General features: G+C 63.8%; 21 protein-coding genes. 7 read left to right on the top strand and 14 right to left on the bottom strand.

Going from position 1 to position 19,791, the window contains the following annotated elements:
- Positions 1 to 9 precede the first annotated feature (9 nt).
- The 3 genes from V1293_RS08470 to V1293_RS08480 all read right to left on the bottom strand — a co-directional run bounded on the left by V1293_RS08470 (position 10) and on the right by V1293_RS08480 (position 2,863).
- A complete protein-coding gene (locus tag V1293_RS08470; protein WP_334508410.1) occupies positions 10 to 774 on the bottom strand; it encodes a VWA domain-containing protein in 765 nt (254 codons plus the stop codon).
- A gap of 104 nt (positions 775 to 878) precedes the next feature.
- Positions 879 to 1,775: an alpha/beta fold hydrolase gene (locus V1293_RS08475; protein WP_334508411.1), complete on the bottom strand. Its 897-nt coding sequence runs from the start codon at positions 1,773 to 1,775 to the stop codon at positions 879 to 881.
- Between the two features lie 317 nt (positions 1,776 to 2,092).
- Positions 2,093 to 2,863 carry a helix-turn-helix transcriptional regulator gene (locus V1293_RS08480; protein ID WP_334508413.1) on the bottom strand — a complete coding sequence of 257 codons (771 nt, stop codon included), beginning with the start codon at positions 2,861 to 2,863 and terminating at the stop codon, positions 2,093 to 2,095.
- 119 nt (positions 2,864 to 2,982) lie between these two features.
- On the opposite strand from V1293_RS08480, the gene V1293_RS08485 reads away from it, so the two are divergent.
- On the top strand, positions 2,983 to 4,062 hold the full coding sequence (locus V1293_RS08485; RefSeq protein WP_334508416.1) for a zinc-binding alcohol dehydrogenase family protein: 1,080 nt from the start codon (positions 2,983 to 2,985) through the stop codon (positions 4,060 to 4,062).
- Positions 4,063 to 4,092: 30 nt separating this feature from the next.
- On the opposite strand, the gene V1293_RS08490 is transcribed toward V1293_RS08485, so the two are convergent.
- Positions 4,093 to 5,028: a division plane positioning ATPase MipZ gene (locus tag V1293_RS08490; RefSeq protein ID WP_334508419.1), complete on the bottom strand. Its 936-nt coding sequence runs from the start codon at positions 5,026 to 5,028 to the stop codon at positions 4,093 to 4,095.
- Between the two features lie 338 nt (positions 5,029 to 5,366).
- Between V1293_RS08490 and panC the strand changes: the two genes are divergently transcribed.
- Positions 5,367 to 6,218: a pantoate--beta-alanine ligase gene (gene panC / locus V1293_RS08495; RefSeq protein ID WP_334508421.1), complete on the top strand. Its 852-nt coding sequence runs from the start codon at positions 5,367 to 5,369 to the stop codon at positions 6,216 to 6,218.
- A gap of 83 nt (positions 6,219 to 6,301) precedes the next feature.
- The gene (locus V1293_RS08500; RefSeq protein WP_334508422.1) at positions 6,302 to 7,060 is read left to right on the top strand and encodes a hypothetical protein; all 759 of its coding nucleotides are present in this window, start codon (positions 6,302 to 6,304) and stop codon (positions 7,058 to 7,060) included.
- A 46-nt stretch (positions 7,061 to 7,106) separates the two neighbouring features.
- Here the strand turns inward: V1293_RS08500 and V1293_RS08505 are convergent, their stop codons facing one another.
- The 4 genes from V1293_RS08505 to V1293_RS08520 form a co-directional block, all read right to left on the bottom strand.
- Complete coding sequence (locus tag V1293_RS08505) at positions 7,107 to 7,547, bottom strand: DUF1489 family protein (RefSeq protein WP_334508424.1); 441 nt, start codon at positions 7,545 to 7,547, stop codon at positions 7,107 to 7,109.
- 40 nt (positions 7,548 to 7,587) lie between these two features.
- Positions 7,588 to 8,565, bottom strand: coding sequence for a hypothetical protein (locus V1293_RS08510; protein ID WP_334508426.1), 978 nt, complete (start codon positions 8,563 to 8,565; stop codon positions 7,588 to 7,590).
- Positions 8,566 to 8,717: 152 nt separating this feature from the next.
- The gene (locus V1293_RS08515) at positions 8,718 to 8,921 is read right to left on the bottom strand and encodes a hypothetical protein (RefSeq protein WP_108517906.1); all 204 of its coding nucleotides are present in this window, start codon (positions 8,919 to 8,921) and stop codon (positions 8,718 to 8,720) included.
- A 300-nt stretch (positions 8,922 to 9,221) separates the two neighbouring features.
- Positions 9,222 to 9,878: a glutathione S-transferase family protein gene (locus tag V1293_RS08520; RefSeq protein WP_334508428.1), complete on the bottom strand. Its 657-nt coding sequence runs from the start codon at positions 9,876 to 9,878 to the stop codon at positions 9,222 to 9,224.
- A gap of 102 nt (positions 9,879 to 9,980) precedes the next feature.
- Between V1293_RS08520 and V1293_RS08525 the strand changes: the two genes are divergently transcribed.
- The gene (locus V1293_RS08525; protein WP_334508430.1) at positions 9,981 to 10,658 is read left to right on the top strand and encodes a DUF599 domain-containing protein; all 678 of its coding nucleotides are present in this window, start codon (positions 9,981 to 9,983) and stop codon (positions 10,656 to 10,658) included.
- Positions 10,659 to 10,787: 129 nt separating this feature from the next.
- Here V1293_RS08525 and V1293_RS08530 read toward each other — a convergent pair whose 3' ends face one another.
- From V1293_RS08530 to mgtE, 3 genes are all read right to left on the bottom strand, one after another.
- Complete coding sequence (locus V1293_RS08530) at positions 10,788 to 11,606, bottom strand: aldo/keto reductase (RefSeq protein WP_334508432.1); 819 nt, start codon at positions 11,604 to 11,606, stop codon at positions 10,788 to 10,790.
- A gap of 132 nt (positions 11,607 to 11,738) precedes the next feature.
- Entirely contained in the window at positions 11,739 to 12,089 is a 351-nt protein-coding gene (locus V1293_RS08535) for a helix-turn-helix domain-containing protein (protein WP_334508434.1), read from the bottom strand.
- 65 nt (positions 12,090 to 12,154) lie between these two features.
- A complete protein-coding gene (mgtE, locus tag V1293_RS08540; RefSeq protein WP_334508436.1) occupies positions 12,155 to 13,588 on the bottom strand; it encodes a magnesium transporter in 1,434 nt (477 codons plus the stop codon).
- Between the two features lie 105 nt (positions 13,589 to 13,693).
- Here mgtE and V1293_RS08545 point away from each other — a divergent pair, with 105 nt between their 5' ends.
- Both V1293_RS08545 and V1293_RS08550 read left to right on the top strand, forming a co-directional pair.
- A complete protein-coding gene (locus V1293_RS08545) occupies positions 13,694 to 14,488 on the top strand; it encodes a polysaccharide deacetylase family protein (protein ID WP_442894218.1) in 795 nt (264 codons plus the stop codon).
- Positions 14,489 to 14,699: 211 nt separating this feature from the next.
- Positions 14,700 to 15,989, top strand: a complete 1,290-nt coding sequence (locus V1293_RS08550) for a polysaccharide deacetylase family protein (RefSeq protein ID WP_442894219.1) — start codon at positions 14,700 to 14,702, stop codon at positions 15,987 to 15,989.
- A gap of 98 nt (positions 15,990 to 16,087) precedes the next feature.
- Here V1293_RS08550 and V1293_RS08555 read toward each other — a convergent pair whose 3' ends face one another.
- Positions 16,088 to 16,462 carry a hypothetical protein gene (locus V1293_RS08555; protein WP_334508440.1) on the bottom strand — a complete coding sequence of 125 codons (375 nt, stop codon included), beginning with the start codon at positions 16,460 to 16,462 and terminating at the stop codon, positions 16,088 to 16,090.
- Positions 16,463 to 16,981: 519 nt separating this feature from the next.
- Positions 16,982 to 17,407: a hypothetical protein gene (locus V1293_RS08560; RefSeq protein WP_334508442.1), complete on the bottom strand. Its 426-nt coding sequence runs from the start codon at positions 17,405 to 17,407 to the stop codon at positions 16,982 to 16,984.
- A 178-nt stretch (positions 17,408 to 17,585) separates the two neighbouring features.
- Here V1293_RS08560 and V1293_RS08565 point away from each other — a divergent pair, with 178 nt between their 5' ends.
- On the top strand, positions 17,586 to 18,470 hold the full coding sequence (locus V1293_RS08565; protein ID WP_334508444.1) for a hypothetical protein: 885 nt from the start codon (positions 17,586 to 17,588) through the stop codon (positions 18,468 to 18,470).
- Between the two features lie 415 nt (positions 18,471 to 18,885).
- Here V1293_RS08565 and V1293_RS08570 read toward each other — a convergent pair whose 3' ends face one another.
- Positions 18,886 to 19,788 carry a GNAT family N-acetyltransferase gene (locus V1293_RS08570; RefSeq protein ID WP_334508446.1) on the bottom strand — a complete coding sequence of 301 codons (903 nt, stop codon included), beginning with the start codon at positions 19,786 to 19,788 and terminating at the stop codon, positions 18,886 to 18,888.
- Positions 19,789 to 19,791 lie beyond the last annotated feature (3 nt).

Raw genomic sequence — 19,791 nt, forward strand, 5'->3', positions numbered from 1 at the left:
CAACGCAGATCACTTCATCTGGCCGATCAGCGCGGCCGCGCCGCTTGCGGTTTTCGACAGCGCCAGCAGCGCTTCGCGACCGCCCGCGGCATAGGCTGCTGCGGCGCGCAGGAGCTCGCGCAACTGCGCCGCGGCGCCGGGATCGAACCTGCACCATGCGCCGCCGGTCAGCCGCGCAATCTCGCGGAAGGCCTGTTCGGCTGTGGGGTCGTGGCCTTCCTGAAACATGAACACCGGCACCTTGAGCAGGCCGAGCTCGCCGGCCTTGGCGCAGAGATGGTCGACCGCCTCCTCCATGGCGTCGCCGACGAACACCACGGCGCGCACGCCGGACGCCACCGCCTCGCGGCGCGCCTCCGACAGCACCTTGCCGATCTGGGTGTTGCCGCCCTGGCAATCGATCTTGCCCATCAACCTTGCCAGTTGCGCGGAATCGGAGATCCAGCCGGTGGCGCGGCATTCGTTGAAGCCGCGGTAATAGACCAGCCTTATATCGAGGCTGCCGAGCGAGGCCGCCTCGCGAAACATGTCGGCCTGCAGCGCGCAGGCCATGTCCCAGGTCGGCTGCCGGCTCATGGTGGCGTCGAGCGCAAACACCAGCCTGCCCCTGGCGCCCGGTCGGTGCGGCGACATCGCCCGCGCCTTCGCCACGAAGGCTGCGATATCTTCCGCCGCCGACGGCTTGGTCTGCGGCAACGGGCCGCCTTTAGCCGCCTCGGCCTTTGCCGACGCAACATCGCCTGCCGATTTCGGTTTGATGGGTTCGCCGGCCATGAGCGCTCGCTTGTAAGCAGCAAGCTCTATGTGGGACGACGCCTGGCGCCGGTCAATGCGCCGGGTGGTGACGCCGCCGCAAACGCAGGGTGATTGCCGCCCGCCTAGTTCGTAACCGGCTTGTTCGGCACCGGATTGCTGGCCAGCGGGACGGACAGCGGCACCGGTCCCGGGCTGGCGGTCAGAATATCAGGCACCTTGGTCGGCACCGGCTTCAAAGCGCCGCTCTTGTCGGACTCGTCGAGGAACCTATCGAGCATCGACTGGATCGAGGATTTGGCGGCGTCAGGCCCGGTGTCCCGCATGTCGTTATGCTGGAAGCCGGTGTTCACGACCGTGATCCCGGCCTGCTCGCACTGCTCGTCGTCAGGCACGACGCCAGGGTCCGGCTTGAAATGCGTATCTTTGGAACGGAACGACAGGATCTTGAACTTGCCCTCGGTCAGGAACGGCACGCGCAGATTGTCCAGCGTCACGACCTTCTTGATTTCGTCCGGAAACTCCTTGGCGAAATACATCGTGATGTCGCCGCCCATCGAATGGCCGACCATCGTCACCTTTTCATAGTCGGCGTTGGGCTGGACCTTCTTCATTTCGTGAATGGCGAAATGGATGTTGGCAACGCCGCGCTGAATCTGCGGCAGACGGCCGACATAGGGTTCACCGACCTTGGTCACCATAGGCGGATCGGTCGGCAGATCGTGCTGCGGACTGATCGCGAGGTAGCCGCGCCAGGCGAAGACGTTTGCGAGGAAGGAATACTCGGTGTTCTTGACGGTGTTGCCGTGGTTGAGGATCGCAACTGGCAGTTTGATCAAGCCGCTATTGGCCTGCATTTCCTTGTCGCGGCGAACGGCAACGCTGACCGCCACCAAGCGGTTGTCGCGGGCGGGATCCCGGAACGCGATGGTCTCGTGCTTGATCGCCCATTTGCTCGCGGTGAAATACCCGGCAGTGGCCAGCACGGAGAGTGAAAGCAGAACGAGAATTCCACGTTTCATATTCGTCTTCGTCCTCGCGCCCCGCTAGGGGCCAACCCTGTTTGAGACTCTTTCGGTCCCTTGTTGATGATATATGTCACGATGGCGTGACATAAAGGCCAAATGTTGTGTATCGACCGCCTGATCGTTGTGCGATGCACCTATCCATTGTGCAGCGGCTCAATCCCGACAATTTGACCCCGTTCTTCCTTACGACGTCTCCCATCAAGCTTTGGTTCGAGGGCTAGATAAAAGTCTAGTGAAAACCAGCAAATGCAGAACTGGTTCCCGGGAACAATCGCCCGCTGGTGCGACAGTACCGGCAACGTTCCGAGAGTTCAGACCGTGGTGTAGATGACGAGCTTCAATGCCGGGTCGTCATTGGCCTGGAAGCTCGCATACTCCAGTTTGAGCCGACCCTTCTTGGGATGGGTCAAGGATTTGCGTCCTGCCGCCACGCCGCTGACGTCGTGGGCCTCCCACCAGCTCGCGAATTCGGGACAGCCTTCGCGCAGACGCGCCAGCAGGTCGCGAAAGGCGGGATCGCCGGCCCACAGGTCATGCGTCGTGCGAAACTGGGCGACGATGCGTCTGGCCTCATCCGCCCATGATGCGCCAAACAGCCGCCGCGTCGCGGGGTTGGTCAGTACCGACAGCAGGCTGTTGCGATCGGCTTCCGCCAGCCGGCTGAAGGCAAAGATTTCCTCCGCAGCCGCATTCCACGCGAGAATGTCCCAGCGTCGTCCGGTGACATAGGCCGGCAAATTGAGCTGTTCGACCGTGCGCCGGATCGCCGGAGGAACGGTCTCGCGGACGAAGGGGCGCCGGTCGGCATTTTGCGTCAGCTCCGTCAGATGCCGGTGTTCGGCTTTGGTCAGCCGCAACGCGCGCGCCAACGCGTCGATCGTCGCAACCGACGGGCTGACGGATCGTCCCTGCTCGAGGCGGACGTACCAGTCGACGCCGATGCCGGCGAGCTCGGCCACCTCCTCCCGCCGCAGGCCGGGCGTACGCCGCCGCCGGCCCACCGGCAGGCCGACCGCCTTCGGCGTCAGCTTCTGCCGCCGCGACCGCAGGAAGTCGCCAAGTTCGCTTTGCCTCGAATTCATGCCTGATGCCGCCATGCGCGCCGTGCCTGAGAGGGTCCAACGGTCCCAGGATAATACCAGGTCTTGTTGAGACCCTGAAGGCTCGCGAGAATGCGGTTTCATCGAAATGAGGAGATCCCATGAAGGCTGCCGTGCTGAATGCATTCGGATCGCCGCTTGCGATCGAGACCGTCCCCGACCCGCATCTCGGCACCGGCGAGGTCATTGTCGACGTCGCGGCGAGCCGCGTGCTGGCCTACGCCAACGAGGTCCTCAGCGGGGAGCGAAAATACCTGCTGGAACTGCCTGTGGTGCCCGGCCCCGGCGCGATCGGCCGCATCCGCGCCACCGGCCCCGATGCGACCCGGCTTCGTCCCGGCGACTGGGTCTATTGCGATCCGACCGTGCGCTCACGCGACAATGCGCTATCGCCCGACATCGCCCTGCAGGGCCTCACCGCCGGCAGCGAAGGAGGCCTGCGACTGCAGCGATATTTCCACGACGGCGCCTGGGCCGAACAAATGCGGCTGCCGACGGAAAACGCGGTTCCGATCGGCGACATCGACGCGAAGGACGCCGCGCGATGGTGCGCGCTCGGCACGCTGCTCGTGCCCTACGGCGGCTTCCTCGCCGCGCAACTGCAAGCCGGAGAGATCGTGCTGGTCAACGGCGCCACCGGCAGTTTCGGCAGCGCCGCGGTCGCCGTTGCACTTGCCATGGGCGCGCAATGCGTGGTCGCGACCGGCCGGAACGAGCAGGCGCTGACCGAGCTGACGCGGCGGTTCGGCGCCCGTGTCCGGGCCGTGCCGATGCGCGGCCACGAGGCCGACGATCGCGCCCGCATCCTGCAGGCGGCGCCCGGCCCGATCGACTGCGTGCTCGACATCCTCCCGCCCGCAGCCAATGCCATGCAAGTACGGACCGCCATCCTGGCGGTGCGGCCTTACGGGCGGGTGGTGCTGATGGGCGGTGTCGGCATGCAAGGCGGCGCCGGCCTCGACCTGCCCTACCCATGGATGATGCGAAACTGCATCACCTTGCGCGGGCAATGGATGTACCCGCCGCATGCGGCCACCCTGATGGCCGGCCTGATCCGCGCAGGCCTGGTCGACCTCGATCATTTCGAGATCGCAGCCTTCGGTCTCGACCGCGCCAATGAGGCGGTCGCGCATGCCGCCGCCCATAGCGGTCCCTTCAGGATGACGGTGATCCAGCCGTGATAGGCCGGGAAGTCGGCAAGTTGTTGGAGGTCAGGCGCTGATGATGTCGCCGATGATGTCGTGGACTTCGAGCGGCTTGTCGACCTGGGTGAACCATTCGGCGCGGTTGGCGGCCCGGCGGCGGCCGCGTTCGTCGAGCGGCAGTTTCAACTGACGCAACAGGCTGGTCACTTCCTCGCGCGCCGTGACATGGCCCATACTGGGGCGCGTGCCGAGGGTGGCCTCGTCGAGGTCGTCCAGTGCCGTCAGTCCACGCGGGAAGAATTCGCGGTAGACCACCCGCTCGGCAAATCCGTCGATCGAACGGAAGCCGAGCCGCAGCGAAAGGTCCTTCAGGCTGTCAGCGACCAGCTGCTTGTTCCGCGAGCCGATCATCGACAGGCGGTTGCGCACCACGATCCAGTCGGTGGTGGCGCCGTCGATCTGGCGCCGCTTGCGCCTGACGTCGCGCACCATCTCCGCATAATGGCTCTCGCCGGTCACGGAATAGGTCGCGGGATCGACGGTGCCGAGCACGTCGAAATCGAGGAAGCTGTCGTTGATCGGGGTCACCAGCGTGTCGGCCATCGAGTGCGCCAGACGCATCAGGTAGGAGTCGGAACCCGGCGTATCGATGACGATGAAATCGAAGGCGCGCTCGATGGCGCTCACCGCCTCCATGAACTGCTGGAACTCGGAATTTTCATTGTCGGCGATCTGCATCGTCTCGCCGAGCTTGACGCAGTAGTGCACCGGAATTTCGAGGTCGAGACCGGTGCGGCGCGCCCACGCGCTCCGATTGCCGATGTAGCGGGTAAAACTCTGCTGGCGGCAATCCAGATCGATGGTGGCGACACGCTGTCCGGCCTTCATCAGGGCAACGGCGATATGCAAGGCAGAGGTGGATTTTCCCGACCCGCCCTTCTCGTTGCCGAGCACGACGACATGCGCCGAACCGAATTGACCCTGACTCGCCTGAACCAACATGATTCAACCCCCGCTCGATATCTTCAAATCACACGCGGCTGCGCGTCAAGTGAAATGCGCGACGACGCATTCAATTCACTCGCAGCGTGTCTTTAATGATGAATCCCGACAGTGCGGAGTTCGTTCCGTCGCCGCGATCAGCCCGCGGACTTTTCAACCAGCAGGGCGCGCGTCCGGCTTTCGCGTTGAGCTGGCCACAGCCTTGCCATTCCCAAGCAACCTTGCCCAAGCAAACTTGGCGGCAAAGCTCCGGCCTTATAAGGTCGGCGCGCCCGCCGAAAGGCTCGGGGCCGGCCGGCCCCCTCACCCCATCAGAAGCTGCAAGAGATCGAGGCCAGATGTCGCGAAGTCCCATGGTCGTCCGTACCGTTCCCGCATTGCGCCGCGCCGTCGAGGCCTTGCGCACCCGAAAGGCCGCCGTCGCGCTGGTGCCGACCATGGGAGCGCTCCATGACGGGCATGTGTCGCTGGTGCGGCTGGCCAGACGCCGCGCGCAAAAAGTCATCGTTTCGATCTTCGTCAATCCGACGCAGTTTGCACCGACGGAGGATTTCGGTTCGTACCCGCGCACCTGGAAGGCCGACGTCGCCAAACTCACCGCCGAGAAGGTCGACCTGATCTGGAATCCCGACGTCAAGGCGATGTACCCGAACGGCTTCGCCACAAGGATCGTGCCGGAAGGTCCGGCCACCGCCGGCCTCGAGGATCGTTTCCGGCCGCATTTCTTCGGCGGCGTCGCCACCGTGGTCGGCAAGCTGTTCACGCAAGTCCGGCCGGACGTGGCGATTTTCGGCGAGAAGGATTTTCAGCAATTGCGGGTGGTGACGCGGATGGCCGCCGATCTCGACCTCGGCGTCAAGGTGATCGGCTCGCGCACTGTGCGGGAACGCGACGGGCTGGCGATGTCCTCGCGCAACGTCTACCTCTCGCCGGAGGAACGGCAGACGGCGCCGACGCTCTACCGCGCCATGAAGGAAAGCGCCAAGCGGCTGAAGGCCGGCGAGGATTTGGCGGCCGCGATGGAAACCGGCCGCGAACTGATCAGCGCCGCCGGCTTCGCACTGGACTATTTCGAGGCCCGGCACGCCGAGACGCTGGCGCCGATCACCTCGATGAAGGACGGGCGGGTGCGGATCCTGGTCGCCGCAAAACTCGGCACGACGCGCCTGATCGATAACATCGGCGTGTAAGTAGCCGGGACTGCCTTGCACGCTGCAAGCACAGGATCGAAAATCCCGCGCCGAGGGATTTGCCGGATCTTGCAGGGAATGCCATGTCGCTACGCGCTGCCATCGTCGGAGGGCTGATCAGTCTTTCTGCGGGCGGCCACGCGCAGGCTCAGGACCCTCACCGGCCGGCAGTCGGCGGCATCGGTTCGCCGGTCAATGCCATGATCTTTTACGTCGCGCACGGTGCGGACGGCGCCTGCGGGAAAGGCTGTTCCGAATGGATCGCCGCCGAAGGCACCGTTCAGTGGGACACCCACAAGCGGCTGATCGCGATCCTCGACCGCCAGGCCGGACGCAAGCTTCCCGTGATCATCCATGCCTGGGGCGATTCCAATCTCAACGTCGCGGCCAGCCTTGGGCGTATCCTGCGCGACCATGGCATCGACACCTCAGCGGGGACGACCGACGTCGAAGCCTGCAATGGAAAAAACGAGACGGAATGTTTCGCGCTCAAGCGTCCGGGCGGGCCGCTGGATGCCAAGGTGACCTTGACCGACACAAGTTGCGATCTCGCCTGCGTGCTGACGCTGGCCGGCGGCGTACACCGGACCCTGCCCGCCGGCACCAGGATGGTCCTCGGCGGCATGTCGATCCGAAACCGGCTGGCGCCCAATGTCTCCGAAGAACGGCGCCAGGGGCTGACCGTTCAATATGGCGAGCAGTTGCGTCACTATCTGCGGGACATGGGCGTTGAACCGGAACTCGTCGACATCGTCGACCGGAATTCGGAAACAAGACGTCAGACCGAAATGCCGCCGTCCGAATGGATCAGGCTGCACATCGTGACGTCAGCGTCGCCGTAGCGCGCGCGTACCGCTTCGCGTGCAGAAAACGCGCGAAAACAGGAAGCTAGAGCAGGCCCAGATCGCGCAATTCGCGCCGCATCGGTTCCGGCATCGCGGCCACGCTGGCGGCTGAGGATTTGGTGAGGTCCTGCGGCGCGGCGTCTTCGGCGAGATAGCGCCAGCCCTGGAACGGACGCATCGGCCGCGGCGAGACCGCAAACACCTTGGGCTGCATCACCAGACGGCACCGCCCGATACCGTCCTTGTCGCGGAACGGCTCGATCGCGATGATCTTTTCGCGCGCGGCGATTTCGCCCTTGATCACCCAATAGAGCGAGCCGCCCGCGAGGATTTCCGCGTCGCGCTTCGGCGTCATCCGCGTGATGTGGACGTGGCGAAGCGGCAGGCCCTTTTTCTTGGCGGTCGCCATGCGTTCGGCAACCCAGCCCTTGAGTTCCTTGACTGACTCGCAGCCGACGGCAAGCTTGATGAGATGAAGCGGCATGATCCCGCCGATGTAGCGGCCCGCGCGCGCTTTGAAAAGATCACTCGTTGTTATCAGCTGTGGGCGCCGAACCCGACGGCGCAAGCTGGACCGGCGCTGCATTAGACGGCCGCTTCGGCGCAGGCGGCGGCTTCTTGGCGGCGGTCTGCGCCGGCGGCGATGCCGGCGGTGTCGCCGCGGCCGGACGCGGCGCGGCAGGTGACGCCGGCGCAGCCGCAGTTGCAGACGACGGCTTCGGCGCGGCGCCTAGCGGCGGCTCGGGCGTCATGATGTTGACCGGCGGGGTGGAGGCCGAGGTCGGGAATTCGGCGTTGGTGGGCTTGCCCGTGGGGACCGACGGCGGCAGCGCCGCGATCATGCCCGCCGCGGCCTGCGGCGTGTTCCACGACGCCGCGTAGCGCATGACCAGGCTTTCATAGACGCGGTCTTCCATGTTGGCCGCAATCTGGCGCGTCTCGGTCAGCGAGCGGAACGCGCGGCAATTCGATGACGTGCAGCGGTCCCGCGCCGTCAGCACATAGGCCATCAACCCGTAACGGTCGCGCTCGACGGCGCGGCGCAACGCCAGCAGGTCGGAGCCGGCACCCTTGTTCGCGGTGGCGACATCTCCGAGCGAGGTCAGCAGCGTGATCTGCGAGGCGGCGTAGGCCACGGCCGCAGCCACCGCCTCAGCCGAACCGAACAGAGCCTTCTCGCACGCGGCGAGGACGGCATCGCCGGCCAGTTCGTCAATACAGGAAAGCTGCGGCAACGGCGCGGTCGCTATCTGAACCGGACGCGCCTCCGTCGACGGAACCACATTTGCCGTGCCGAAGCCGCGGAAGCTCACGGCCCCGGCGACCCCGACTGCGAGCAGCGTGATGAGCGCAAGCACGCCGTTAGCCACGGATCTCTCCGAGCGCAGCAGCGTGATCAGAACGATGATCCCGACAAATCCGGCCGTGGCCAGCGTCAGGTACAACGGAAGATTCGGCGAGTGCCAGATTTGATCCAGCGAAGCAGCCCATGCCCAGTTCATGCGCGGTGTCCCTTAACGCAGCATCAAACGCGATCGAAAGACGAATGCGGCTTTGTCGCATTCGCTTTTCGGCAGAATGGTTCTGCGAACGGGGCCTTTTGACGGCAACCCAAGGTGGAACTCCGTCAGCCGGCTACTTGCACACAACTGTTTCAGGAAATTGCGAGCTGGCTTTCCTTGGCGACCCGTTCGAAAGCTTCGGTCGAGCTTTTGATGCGATACTGACAGTCGTCGCCATCAGTCGGCAGCAGCCGGATCACCTCATAGGTGCCGCTGGCGGCCGGACGGGCAACGTTGCTGGCAGTAAAATAGACAGTCTCTCCAACGGAGTACTTATGCTTCAACGCCCTCTCCATTACGCAAGAACGCCGGCCGCGCTCACGGTCCCGCTAGCTTTCGGCCGACTTGAGAACCCTGCGGCAACCTAGCACAGCCGGCCCCCCAAAAGCCAGTAACATCGAGGCATGGCAAATGCGCAAATTCTGCATGTTTTTCAGGGCGATAAGCGGCAATTCTTGCGGTTCCCGAGAATCCCCCTGCCCAATATTCAGGCCGCCTTTCCCGATATAGGACAGTTCGGCGGGTGACAGATCGAATGCCGCAGGCTGCGGGGAGCCCTGGCGCGCCCCGCCCGACTGCAGGCAGGGCGCGCGAGATCAGACTGTCTCGAACCGTTCGATGACGAGCGTTTCGGCAAGGCCGGCGCGGGTCCATTCCTGGAATGCCGGCAACGACATCATCGCATCGAAATAATGCCGCGCCTCGCCCCTCACCTCGATCGCATAGGTGCGGAAGCGATGCACCACCGGCGCGAACATCGCATCCGCGCCGCCGAACGCGCCGAACAGGAACGGTCCTTCCTTGCCGTAACGGCTGTGGCAATCGGCCCAGATCTCCTGAACGCGGGCCACATTGGCGCGTGCGTCGTCCGACAGATCGATCGCGCCGACCGGGCGGTGCAGGTTCATGCCGCATTCATTGCGCAGCGGCACGAAGCCCGAATGCATTTCCGCCGAAATCGAGCGCGCATGCGCCCGGCGGGCACGGTCTTCCGGCCACAGCCTCACTTGCGGGAATTTCTCGGCGAGATACTCGATGATCGAAAGCGAGTCCCACACCGTGACGTCGCCATCGATCAGCGCCGGCACCTTGCCCGCGCGGGAAAAGCCGAGGATACGGTCCTTGTCGGCCTTGTCGTCGGTGTAGAGCGGGATGAACACTTCCTCGAACGGAATGTCGTTGGCGCGCAGCGCCAGCCATGGCCGCATCGACCATGACGAATAGTTCTTGTTGCCGATGACCAGTTTCAACATTTTCGGGGGAAATCCTGTTGCGACCGGCATCTTGCCATAGTGCACCGCACCCGTTCAACCTGTACATCACGATTGCCTAGCCATCACCGGGGATCTCGCCACATGGGCGCCTATCGGGTCGATATCGCCGCCGTCGCATTCTTCGTCGTCGAATGGCTGGCCTATGGTTTCACGCTCGAGCATACGGCCTATGGCCGCGACAGCCTGTCGGCGCGCATGAACCGCTTTCGCGAGGTCTGGGTGCGGAACATGCTCGATCGCGAGGCGCGCATGGTCGACATGCAGATCATGGCCTCGCTGCAGAACGGCACCGCCTTCTTCGCCTCCACCAGCCTGATCGCGATCGGCGGCGCGCTGGCGCTGTTGCGCGCGACCAACGATGCGCTGGCCGTGCTGCGTGAACTGCCGGTCGACCTCACCCCCTCGCCTGCGCTGTGGGAAGTCAAATGCGTCGGGCTGATCCTGATCTTCATCTACGCCTTCTTCAAATTCGCCTGGTCGTACCGCCTGTTCAACTATGTCGCGATCCTGCTCGGCGCGATGCCGCCGTCGTCACAGCGCGACACCGCGGAAGCCGAAGCCCATGTGATGCGCACGACGCGGCTGTTCGAGGCGGCGGGGCGGCACTTCAACCGCGGCCAGCGCGCGTTCTTCTTCGCGCTCGGCTATCTCGGCTGGTTCGTCAGCCCCTGGGTATTGCTGGCGACGACCGCGCTGGTCGTGATCGTGACCTGGCGGCGGCAGTTCGCCTCGAACGCGTGGCGGGCGATGGGGAGTTAGCGAGCCGAACTCCGCATTCCAGAAAGCCAGATTAATTGAGAACGCGGGGCGTGAGTTCAAGCGCGCCGTTGGTCAGCGTGACGTTGAAGCGGGCCAGGAATGTCATTCCGAGGCTGGCGCGGCCACTCCTCAATCCCATTTCGGCGCAAATCCGAAATCCGTGAGCCGGCCGCCGGCGCTGCCCATGGCGGAAATCTGCTGCATGTCCGCTTCCGACAGCTCGAAATCGAAGATCTCGATGTTCTCCGAGAGTCGCTCGAGTTTCGACGTTCGCGGTATCGCCGCCACGCCCTGCTGCACCAGCCAGCGCAGGCAGATTTGCGCCGCCGTCTTGCGATAGCGGTCGCCGATCCGCAGCAAGGCGCGGTCGCTCTTGATGCGGCCCCTGGCGACCGGACTATAGGCCACCAGCGCCATGTCGTGGCGCGCGCAGGCCTCCCTCACCTTGCTCTGGTCGAGATAGGGATGGTACTCGACCTGGTCGCACACCAGCGGTTCCGGACATAAAGCCACCGCCTCCTCGATCAGGGCCACGGTGAAATTGGACACGCCGATATGCCGCGCGAGCCCCTGCTGCCTGACCCGCGCCAGCGCGCCCAGCGTCTCCACCAGCGGCACCTGCGGGCTCGGCCAGTGCAGCAGCAACAGGTCGACCTCGGTCAGGCGCAGTCGCACCAGGCTTTCCTTGGCTGAACGCTCCAGATCGTGGGGCGCGAAATGCGAGGGCCAGATCTTGGTGGTGAGGAAGACCTGATCGCGCTTGACGCCCGCAAGGCGCAGTCCTTCGCCGACCTCGCGTTCGTTGTCGTACATCTGTGCGGTGTCGATATGGCGATAGCCGAGCCGCAATGCCTGCTCGACGAGGCGCGCGCAGGCGCGTCCGCGCAATTCCCAGGTGCCCAGCCCGATCGCCGGAATTTTTGCGCCATTGGCTTCGACAAACAGCATCGGTTGTATCCGCGGACCGGCCCCATTATGGGCTGTGGAAACGGCCGTGCCAACAGATAGGGTTTTCGAGCGAGATCCTGCGCTGGACTTGGTCCGGAATGGATGCGGTTGCGGAACGCGTCAAACCGCGAACTAGACGGGCTCCGGTTCCGTGGCAAGCGCTGCGAAGACGGTTTCCGGCGAATGGGCGATCACGGCGAGCAACGCCCGCGCCGGCCCTCGGGGCACACGCTTGCCCTGCTCCCAGTTCCGGATGGTTTCGACGGGCACGCCGAGCCGTGCCGCGAATTCGATCTGCGTCAGCTGCGCGCGGCGGCGCAGGTCACGCACGGCCGGCAGCGTGCCGGTTTCGCCCGGCGTTGCATCAGGCAAGGCTGAAAGCGTCGCGGGCTTGGACTCGGGCATCATCGGCGCAAGCGGGAACTCCTGCCCGTCCCGCAGTTCGACGATCCGTCCATCCGCTTTCAGCCGCAAGCGCTGCATGTTGACCTCGTGAGCCAACATCATCGGGCAAGCGCGTTAAGACCCGATTAACGATAAATGAGGCGCTACCTGAGTCCGAACCACAACGTGGCAATACCGAGAAACGAGAAGAAACCGACCACGTCGGTAATCGTCGTGACGAAGGTTCCCGACGCCACCGCCGGATCGGCGCGCACCCGCTCCAGCACCATCGGGATCAGGATGCCGCCGAGCGCGCCGGCCACCAGGTTGCAGATGATGGCAAGGCCGATCACGATGCCAAGTCCCGGGATCTTGAACCAGGCCACCGCGGCGACGCCGGTGATCACGGCAAAGGCGAGCCCGTTGACGAGGCCGACCATCGCCTCACGCAGCACCACGCGCAACGCGTTGTTGGAGCCGAGCTCGCGGGTGGCCAGCGCCCGCACCGCCACCGTCATGGTCTGGGTCGCGGCGTTGCCGCCCTGGCTCGCCACGATCGGCGCCAGCACGGCGAGCGCCACCATCTTCTCAAGCTGGCCCTCGAACAGGCCGAGCACGGAGGACGCCAGAAACGCGGTCGCCAGATTGACCAGCAGCCAGTTGAAGCGGGCGCGCGCGATGGTCCAGACATTGTCGGACAGTTCTTCGTCGCTGGTGACGCCGCCGAGCGCTTTCAAATCCTCGTCGGCCTCTTCCTCGATGACGTCGACCACGTCGTCGATGGTGATGACGCCGACCAGCCGATTGGTGGTGTCGACGACGGGAGCCGCGACCAGATTGTACTTGCCGAACATCCGCGCGACCTCTTCCTGGTCGTCCAGCACGGAGACGCGGCGGCGGTTTTCGTCGATCAGATCGGCGATCGGCACCGGCCGGCGCGCCCGCAGCAGCGTGTCGAGCGAGACCGCACCCTGCCAGTGCTTTTCGGAATCCACCGCGTAGATCTCGTAAAACCGGTCCGGCAGATCGGGGGTGTCGCGCATGTAGTCGATCGCCTGCCCCACGGTCCAGTCCGGCGGCACCGCGATGAACTCGGATTGCATCCGCCGGCCGGCGGAATTTTCCGGATAAAGCAGGCTCCGCTCCAGCGCGACGCGCTCGGACGGCGGCAGCTTTTCGAGGATCTCCTCCTTGTCCTCCTGGTCGAGACCTTCGAGCAGTTGGACGGCGTCGTCGGATTCCAGTTCGCGAACGCCCTCCGCGACCGTCTCCGGTTCGAGTTCCTCGAGGATTTCCTCGCGGACGGAATCGTCGACCTCGTTCAGCGCCGAGAAGTCGAAATCGGTACCGGTCAATTCGACCAGCGTGACGCGGTCGTCGGGTTCGAGGGCCGCGATCAAATCGCCGAGATCGGCCTCGTGCAGTTCCGCCACCACCTCGCACAATAGCGGCCGGTCGGCGGCGCGGATGGCGCGCGTGATCTCCTCGACAAACTCGTGGCGGAGCTGGTTCTCGTCATCCCGCATCAGGAGATGGTCGAGTACGGAGCCCTGCGCAGGTCGCGCCTCGGCTTGGGCAACGTCGATATTCTCGGCCATGCCACGCCTCGCCGGTTTGACAGATTGAGGGAACTTGTCTGAGTTACGCTGCACGCTTACCTAATCGGCAACACCCAGCGCAATGCCAAATATGCCCGACCGCAAATGACCCGAAATTTTAGCCCGGCGCTGTGCGCGGCGGTCGCGGCATTGATGACCTTCGTTGCGGCGGCTGAGGCTGCCGAATGCAGCCGCAAGGACGCGCTCGGCACCTCACGTGTTCTCGCGGTCGACGCCGCCACCTACCCGCGCGTGGGCCTCAAGAGCTTTCCTCAAACGCTGCCGCTGGAAGACCACGAAGTGATTCTGACCTTCGACGACGGGCCGTGGCCGGCGACGGACCGCAAGATATTGGCGGCGCTCGCGCAGGAATGCGTGCGCGCGACATTCTTCCTGATCGGCAAGCCCGCTTCGGAACATCCCGAGCTGGTGCGAAGAATAGCGGCCGAGGGTCATACCATCGCGCACCACACCTGGACCCACCACAATCTCAAATACATGAAGCCGGAAGCGGCCATCGGCGAAATCGACAAGGGCATCGCGGCCGTCGAAACGGCGCTTCACGGAACGGCCACGACCACCCCGAGCACGCCGTTCTTTCGCTTTCCCTTTTTCGACATGACACCGGCGACGCAGGACGCCTTGCAGAAGCGCGGCATCGCCGTGTTCGGCGCCGACCTCTGGGCCAGCGACTGGAATCCGATGACACCGGCACAGCAGTTGAAGCTGCTTACCGAGCGGCTGCAAGCCGCCCGCAAGGGCATCATCCTGCTGCACGATCCCAAGGGGCAAACCGCTGCCATGCTGCCGGCCTTCCTGCGCTACCTCCGCGACAACCGTTACCGCGTAGTCCATCTGGTTCCTGCCGGTGCCAAAACCGTGTCCGGCAAAGCACATTAGATCACGATTTCTTCGGCTGACGCTGGTTCTGTGGCCTGGATCACGCCCCGAAGCCAAATTAAGTGTAGAACTCAGGTGATTAAGGCGGCATTCATGGTGCCAGATGTAAGCCGTTGCGTGCTCTTGGTGCGTGCTCTTGGAATGAAGCCGGGGTTCGATGATCGCTAGCGTATTTGGGGAGCTTCGGCGACGTCCTTGGACCGCCGTCTGTGTGGGCCTGCTGACCTCTGTCGCCGCGCAGGCTGTGTCGGCCGCCGATTGTCCAGGTCATCCCGACGCCATCGGTACGTCACGCACCATCGTGGTCGATCCGCGCGCCCATCCCCTCATCGGCACCATGCAATACGGCAAGACGCTGCCGCTCGAAGACCATGAGGTGGTGCTGACCTTCGACGACGGCCCGCTGCCGAAATACTCTAACCAGATCCTCGACATTCTCGCGGCGCATTGCGCGAAGGCGACGTTCTTCCTGGTCGGAAGCCAGGCGCACGCCAATCCCGAAGGCGTGCGCAAGGTGCGCGATGCCGGCCACACGGTGGCCACCCACAGCCAGAACCATCCGACCGGCATGGATCGCCTGCCGCTCGACCGCTCCAGGCAGGAGATCGAACAGGGTATCGCCTCGGTGACCGCGGCGCTGGCCGACGGCACCGCGCCCGCGCCGTTCCTGCGCATTCCCGGCCTGCGCACCAACGACGGGATCGAGGAATTCGCTGCCTCCAAAGGACTTCAGGTCTGGAGCGCCGATTTTCCCGCCGACGACTGGCGCAACGTGTCCGCAGCGCGCGTCTATGAGCTCGCGATCAAGCGGCTGGAGGCCAAAGGAAAAGGCATCCTGCTGCTGCACGACATTCAACCGCGCACGGTCACCGCGCTGCCGAGGATCCTGCACGAGTTGAAGGTGCGCGGCTATCGCATCGTCCATGTGGTGCCGGCGACACCGGAGCGGCCGGCAACGCCGACCGAGCCGCAGCAATGGCAGCTGCATCCACCGTCGGAGACGGTGGCGGTTTCGCGCTGGCCGAAGGTTCGGAAATTCGCTTCTGCCGGCCCTGCAGCGCTCCCGGTCCCGGCATTGTCGCATCTCGATTGGCACACGAGCGATCTTGGCGCGCGCGTACCGCGGCGCGGGCGCGGCGTTCCCCTGCCCCCAGTGGCGCCGTGGCCGCGGCAAACGACGCTGCCACCAGCCGGCACACTGGCCGCGCTGCCGGTTCCAACAGCGAGCCTTTTCAAAATCCCGGAATCGGCGCGCATGACCCTGCTGGCCGCGTCCGCGCGCCGAGCGGCGACGGCGCAAGCCCGTTCAACGGAAGTCTCCTCCGCAAAGCTCGCCGGCAAATCTCGTCGCCACGGCCGTGTGGCCGTGGCCCAGCCGCCGGCGTCCGCCGGAGAGGCCGCGCAGGCGCCGCAAAGCGCTGCCGCGACCGCCCCCAAGCCAGCGGCGCAAGCCAAACGGAACGGGCGATCGGTACGGGTTGCAGGTTGGAAGAAGCGCTGATCGGCCGGTTCTGATCGAATGGATCACGATCATCAGCCAGTCATTTGTTTTGATGCGTTTTCCTTACCCCAAGGCCCTCTCGGCGATCGGGACAGGGCTCAATTCGTCACGATCTTGGCGACGCAGAGCAGGATGACGATGGCGAGGAACAGCAGGTCGATATAGGCCTTGATCTCGCCGGCATGGCGGAGCCCGCTGACCTCGGTGATCACCTGCTTGCGCGTTGACGTCGAATTCGGCCCCTCGCCAAGCGCCGCCACCAGGCGGCGCGCTTCCAGCTCCAGCCGTTCGATGCGCTGGAAGAAGTGAAACGACCGCAGCGCCGACGCCGCATGCATGCCGGCATAGACCAGCACGAGAACCGCGACCACCACCCGGTGCTGGTACTTTTCGAGGAAATTCAGAGCGAAATAGACCAGCGCCAGGAACACGAAGTTGGAGAGGAATCGATAGGCGTAACTAAGAAACAGCATGAAGATGCTCCGGGTGGTCTTGATAGTGTCGAACTTCCTGGAGGCGCCGAACGGCGGCGGAGCCAGCAGGAATCAGCAGCCGGCGGGCCCGTTCAGTTTACGCGAATGGTGCGACTGTAGGGGCAACAACCCGCCCCCGCCGCAAAGGATTCGCGCGCCGTGGCATCGCGGACACGCGCACACCTCACTGAGCCGATTGTATTAAACCCGAACTGCAACGTTATGGTGCGCTCGGAGCGCATCGGATCACCCCAAGCATACGAACAAGTATACGAAGCCCCTACAAACGGGTGCGGACCTGCGTGACCAGCCACTGCGGCCACCACAGGATCGCTGGGAGGCTATTCTGACTGTCGGATACCGTAAAAGAGGACCCGCCATTTGCGGCGGGTGAGTCTAGGGAGGAGGTACAAACTAAGCTGATTCGCGGCGCTGGCATGTACCGCAATTCACACACGCTATTAGAAAAACATGGTCTTCCGTCGGGACGGCAAACCTGAACGATGTTCCGGACGGCGGCTATATTTTGCCTTCGATCATCTTGAGTTTGACGGTCTCGCAGGTCTTCCGGACGTGCTCGGTAAAGATCGCGCATTCCTCGATGCGCTTGAAGATCTTTTTGGCTTCCTCACGATACGAGGCTGCGGTATCGCGCATGAAGGCAATGGCATTATGCACTTCGGCGGTCATCGCCTCGCATTTCTTCGCCGCGCTGATCAGCTCTGCGCCCATGGCTTCGATTTCCCTGGCGGCGGCTTCATAGTCGCGCACCACGGCCTCGGCAGTGAGCGCGCCGACGCGCGTAACGCCCTCTTCATGCTCGACATAGTCTGGCATCGGCCCCGATGGGGCCGCCCTGATCGCAGGAAGACTCCCTACAACATCTTCTTCAAGCTTGGCTAAATCCAGCGGCGCAGTTCTGTGAAGTCGTTCGATACTCGCCATAGGCCGTTCTCCATCACTCGATGAACAACCCCCAGCGCGCAACCATAGCGACCGATTCGTGGCGAAATCCTGCATCAAAGGAAGCGACGAGAAGGCGGGCGTGTGAAATGCAGGCACCATCATCGGATGGCGCCGGGGCGCTTCAATTAATGCGCGCTTAACAGTTTTGCATCAATGATTGACGATCCAGCGCAACTTCCTTCACGCCGCAAGAATTGCGGGCCGCACTCAACCTCTTCAGGAGGATCGATTGAGGACGCTTCTTATTTGCGTGCTGGCTACTACCCTGGTCGGTTGCAGCAGCCAACAATCAACACAGCCATCATGCGTTGGCCTGAATCCGTTCGCCTGCCTGACCGCGGTTCATGTGCCGATTGAACCCGAACCGGATGACAGCGATTCCGCCATAGCGAAACCAGTGCCCGCCGTCGCCTGGCGCGGCGACAGGCCAGTCCGAACTCACGCGGACCACACCGTCCGTCGAACACCCAGGCCAATCAAGGTCGCGGCAAAGGCCGCGCCTGCCATTCCCATTCCGCTTCGCTCTCCGCAAGCGAACCAGCAGACGACAGGCAATGCCGTTGCTTCCGACGCGACTCGCGCTTCCGAAGCTGCTCGCATAAGCGCCACCGATCCGCAGTCAACGACCGACGCTGCGCAGACCCGAACGACACAGGAGCAGGTGGCGGCCGCCTCCGCGGTCGCGGAGCGAATGTCGGTCCCGACGCTGGATGCGTCGCTGGATGCTCTCGTGGCCGTCCTTGTGGCGGGTCCCGACGTCAAATCGGTCTCCGACCTGGCCGGTAAGACAATTGCGATCGACGATAGATATTCCGAGCAGTCGATCAGCCGCGTCAGGACCGCGATGGCGGCGGCGGGCGCGCTCGAAGTCCAACTTAGCAAAGGTCAAACCACTGCGATCAATCGGCTGGTCGGCAAGGAAGTTGCGGCCGCGGTCGTCGGGCTGGTCTCCGCCAGCGCCGCGGATAGCTTTCCTGAGCTCCCGCGATTCAGGACCTTTCAAGTCCCGCTCTCACCTCGATCGAGCCCGGCCAAGCCGTGACGGGTTTGTCCCTCAAAGATTCCGCACCTGTGACAAGGTGCGGGCCGCGGAGCCAAAAACCCAGCAAAAACAAAACTGATTTTTTGAGGTGATGCGCTCGGAGGGCGGTCGCATGTGCTGCGATTTCAATGGCTTGCGGAAATTGGCAAAGAGTTTAGGTGCATTTCGCGCCAATCGGTGCTTTTCAGGCCCAGCACCAGCGCGCTCCGCTGTTCCGGCATCTGGACCGAATCAGGCGCGACCGCGGCACGAAGTCTAAAACGATCCCAGTCCTCCACTTGGGTCAACCGGCTTTCTAACCTGTCAGCCGCCGAGCTTGGCTCGACCTTCCTTCGGAAGATGTCGGCTTGCCACGCCATTCTTGAGTGCATCACGGAGGAAGTCCGAAGCCCGCGTGCGCCTCATCCTTTTGCGATCACATGAAGCCGGGGTTGCGCGGCAGATACTGGGCCCAATTACCGAATTCTCGCGACGACATCAGCAACATGGGAAACTTGATCCGCATTCCGTGCTCCATCGCGACGTTGAGAGCCGCCTCGCCTGCGCCGGGCAAGAACGCCGATATCCGCGACGAGCCGCTCTCGGCCGCCAAGTGCAGCGCTGTTCTTAAGGCGGGAGCGACAGCGTGGACTTCCATGACTGCGAGCGGTCCGATATGTCCGCCGGCGTCCACATAGGCGTAGCCGGCCCAATCGTTTCCGTCGTAGAGATTGAACCCTCTCGCCCCGCCATCATTGATCAGGTAGCGGTGATGCTTTTCGCGCGAGATGCCGAGGACCCGCTCATCCGCTTGCGCGAGGCGACGCAGGGTCGAAGCTTCTTCCTTGAGCGGCGTGACGTCGTATCGCGAGCCCCGCATGCTGCCGATCAATTGCTCTCGCGATGCACTGACACTGTAGATGGGAAATCGCGGAAGCAGTCCGTGGCGGATGTAGAGTCCTTGCGAGACGGTGTTGAAGCTGAAGGTGATGAGCACTCTGTTGGAAGCGCCCGATTTCTCGGCGTGCTCGAGAGTTCGCGCGATCAGTTCGTTGCCGATGCCCCGCCCCTGATGATCGGGCGACACGAACAGCTGCGCCAGAAACCACATGTCGCCGCAGACCCAACTCCAGGCAAAGCCGAGGATCCGCTCGCCCTCCTCCGCCACCCAGAGACCGTCGGCATCGTCCTTCAAGGAAAACAACTGAAATTTGGGAGGGGAGCAGACAGCCATGGGCCCGAAGCCATGCCGCTCTGTGAGATCGTTGATGCTGGAGACGACAAGAATGTCGGCGAATTCCAGATCCCGCGCACGCGCTGGCCGGCAAACCACAGACATCGG

This window comes from Bradyrhizobium sp. AZCC 1693, from assembly GCF_036924745.1.
Taxonomy (GTDB): Bacteria; Pseudomonadota; Alphaproteobacteria; order Rhizobiales; family Xanthobacteraceae; genus Bradyrhizobium.

Excerpts from the sequence above, each read along its gene's own strand:
- V1293_RS08470 (WP_334508410.1), bottom strand. The coding sequence starts at position 774 with ATGGCCGGCGAACCCATCAAACCGAAATCGGCAGGCGATGTTGCGTCG.
- V1293_RS08475 (WP_334508411.1), bottom strand. The coding sequence starts at position 1,775 with ATGAAACGTGGAATTCTCGTTCTGCTTTCACTCTCCGTGCTGGCCACT.
- V1293_RS08480 (WP_334508413.1), bottom strand. The coding sequence starts at position 2,863 with ATGAATTCGAGGCAAAGCGAACTTGGCGACTTCCTGCGGTCGCGGCGG.
- V1293_RS08485 (WP_334508416.1), top strand. The coding sequence starts at position 2,983 with ATGAAGGCTGCCGTGCTGAATGCATTCGGATCGCCGCTTGCGATCGAG.
- V1293_RS08490 (WP_334508419.1), bottom strand. The coding sequence starts at position 5,028 with ATGTTGGTTCAGGCGAGTCAGGGTCAATTCGGTTCGGCGCATGTCGTC.
- panC (WP_334508421.1), top strand. The coding sequence starts at position 5,367 with ATGTCGCGAAGTCCCATGGTCGTCCGTACCGTTCCCGCATTGCGCCGC.
- V1293_RS08500 (WP_334508422.1), top strand. The coding sequence starts at position 6,302 with ATGTCGCTACGCGCTGCCATCGTCGGAGGGCTGATCAGTCTTTCTGCG.
- V1293_RS08505 (WP_334508424.1), bottom strand. The coding sequence starts at position 7,547 with ATGCCGCTTCATCTCATCAAGCTTGCCGTCGGCTGCGAGTCAGTCAAG.
- V1293_RS08510 (WP_334508426.1), bottom strand. The coding sequence starts at position 8,565 with ATGAACTGGGCATGGGCTGCTTCGCTGGATCAAATCTGGCACTCGCCG.
- V1293_RS08515 (WP_108517906.1), bottom strand. The coding sequence starts at position 8,921 with ATGGAGAGGGCGTTGAAGCATAAGTACTCCGTTGGAGAGACTGTCTAT.
- V1293_RS08520 (WP_334508428.1), bottom strand. The coding sequence starts at position 9,878 with ATGTTGAAACTGGTCATCGGCAACAAGAACTATTCGTCATGGTCGATG.
- V1293_RS08525 (WP_334508430.1), top strand. The coding sequence starts at position 9,981 with ATGGGCGCCTATCGGGTCGATATCGCCGCCGTCGCATTCTTCGTCGTC.
- V1293_RS08530 (WP_334508432.1), bottom strand. The coding sequence starts at position 11,606 with ATGCTGTTTGTCGAAGCCAATGGCGCAAAAATTCCGGCGATCGGGCTG.
- V1293_RS08535 (WP_334508434.1), bottom strand. The coding sequence starts at position 12,089 with ATGCAGCGCTTGCGGCTGAAAGCGGATGGACGGATCGTCGAACTGCGG.
- mgtE (WP_334508436.1), bottom strand. The coding sequence starts at position 13,588 with ATGGCCGAGAATATCGACGTTGCCCAAGCCGAGGCGCGACCTGCGCAG.
- V1293_RS08545 (WP_442894218.1), top strand. The coding sequence starts at position 13,694 with ATGACCCGAAATTTTAGCCCGGCGCTGTGCGCGGCGGTCGCGGCATTG.
- V1293_RS08555 (WP_334508440.1), bottom strand. The coding sequence starts at position 16,462 with ATGCTGTTTCTTAGTTACGCCTATCGATTCCTCTCCAACTTCGTGTTC.
- V1293_RS08560 (WP_334508442.1), bottom strand. The coding sequence starts at position 17,407 with ATGGCGAGTATCGAACGACTTCACAGAACTGCGCCGCTGGATTTAGCC.
- V1293_RS08570 (WP_334508446.1), bottom strand. The coding sequence starts at position 19,788 with ATGTCTGTGGTTTGCCGGCCAGCGCGTGCGCGGGATCTGGAATTCGCC.